Origin of the sequence: Mycobacterium sp. (genome assembly GCF_049673265.1) — a bacterium.
GTDB lineage: Bacteria > Actinomycetota > Actinomycetes > Mycobacteriales > Mycobacteriaceae > Mycobacterium.
Genome location: NZ_JBATXN010000032.1, coordinates 1 through 1,647, shown reverse-complemented (window position 1 = coordinate 1,647; position 1,647 = coordinate 1). Strand labels below are relative to the sequence as shown.

The following is a 1,647-nucleotide window of genomic DNA, read 5'->3' as shown; positions in this document are numbered from 1 at the left end:
GTCCGCGTGCCAACCCTCGTCGTCCACCACACCGACGACCCGATACTCGTGCCCGCGATGGGCAAGTACATCGCTGATCACGTACCGGGCGCGAAATACGTTGAACTACCAGGGCGCAACATGTACCACTTCGTCGAACCATGGCGCCCGTCCTTCCAGGAGATCGCGCAGTTCCTCACCGGCCACCAGGCAGAAGTGGCCGACGATCGGGTGCTTGCGACCGTGTTGTTCACCGACATCGTGGAGTCGACGCGTCGCGCCGCGGCGATCGGCGACCGGGACTGGCATGCCCTGCTTGATGCGCACGACGCCGTCGTCCGGGCCCAGCTCGCCCGGTTTCGGGGCCGCGAGGTGAACACCTCGGGTGACGGCTTTCTGGCGATGTTTGACGGCCCGCAGCGAGCGATCCGCTGCGCCATGGCAATTCGCGACGCGGTGCGCGCGCTGGGTATCGAGGTGCGCGCCGGGTTGCACACCGGCGAGTGTGAGATGCGCGGTGATGACATCGGTGGGATCGCTGTGCATATCGGGGCGCGTGTGAGCGCACTGGCGGGCCCCAACGAGGTGCTGGTGTCCAGCACGCTGCGCGACCTGGTGATCGGATCAGGACTCGAATTCGAGGAGCGCGGCGCTCACCGGCTCAAGGGCGTGCCCGGCGAATGGCGGTTATTCGCCGTCGCCTCTAGGTAAGTCGGCAATCAGAACGGCGGTGGGTCGTCGTCGCTGTCACTGGGTGGGGCTGGTCCGAAGTAGCTGGGGCGGTTGGCTCGGCGGGTGGTGCGGGCGTTGTGGTTTTGTCGGCGTTCGGTGTTGATGCGGTGGGCGCGGTTTTGGGCGCGGGTGCGGCGGCGTTTGGGCATCATCGCGCTGCGCTCGGCGCAGTAGTCGGTGGGTGGGTCGGCTTCGGGTGCGGGTATGGCGCCGGTGGCGTGGCACAGGTTGGGAAACAGCAGCGCGCTGCCCGGTGTGGTCACATAGGTCTGCCCGGACGGTGACGTCAGGATCACGGTGCCGTCGGGCAACTGTTTTTCGCGCCAGCCCCAGAAGGTTTTGACCAAATGATGAGTTCGGCAGTAGCACTTCAGGTTTGAGGCATGGGTGGGCCCGCCGTCGGCATGGGGGATGGTGTGGTCGAGATCGCAGTGGTAGGCGGGCCGGTCACAGCCGGGCCACCGGCAGGTCAAATCCCGGCAGCGCACGAAATCGGCCAGCGCTTTCGACGGCGCATACCCGGGCTCGGGTGCGGCGTCGGCGGGATGGATCAGCGACACCAGCTTGGCCGATTTGGCGAGCTCGGCGACGAGTTCGGGTGCGATGAGCCCGTCGGCACCAACCAATGAAGCAGCCGCCACGCCGCCGCCGGTGAGGGTGGTCTGCTCGGCGATCACGTGGATCACCACCGGCGATGCGGCGGGCCGCGTTGCGGCCGCGCAGTCAGATCGCCCGCAGCGACAACCCAGCCGATCGGCCCCGGCGGCCAGCGCCCCGAGGGCATCGGCGCGGCGCTGGGCGCGGCTGCGTGGATCGTGGGCGCACACCGTGGCCGCCAACGCATCCAACCGTTGGTCTAACGCGCGCCCGTCCGGGGTGGCCAGGGTGCCGTTGATCTGCGAGATCCCGCCTTCGTCGAGGTCGGCGATCCAGACC

2 protein-coding genes are annotated in these 1,647 nt (G+C 68.1%); one reads left to right on the top strand and one right to left on the bottom strand.

Features of this window, described 5'->3' with window-relative positions:
• Positions 1 to 690: adenylate/guanylate cyclase domain-containing protein (locus WBF82_RS00950; RefSeq protein ID WP_424381235.1), on the top strand; the 690-nt coding region annotated here is incomplete at its 5' end.
• 8 nt (positions 691 to 698) lie between these two features.
• On the opposite strand, the gene WBF82_RS00945 is transcribed toward WBF82_RS00950, so the two are convergent.
• The coding region (locus WBF82_RS00945) for a DUF222 domain-containing protein (protein WP_424381234.1) at positions 699 to 1,647 on the bottom strand (949 nt) is incomplete at its 5' end.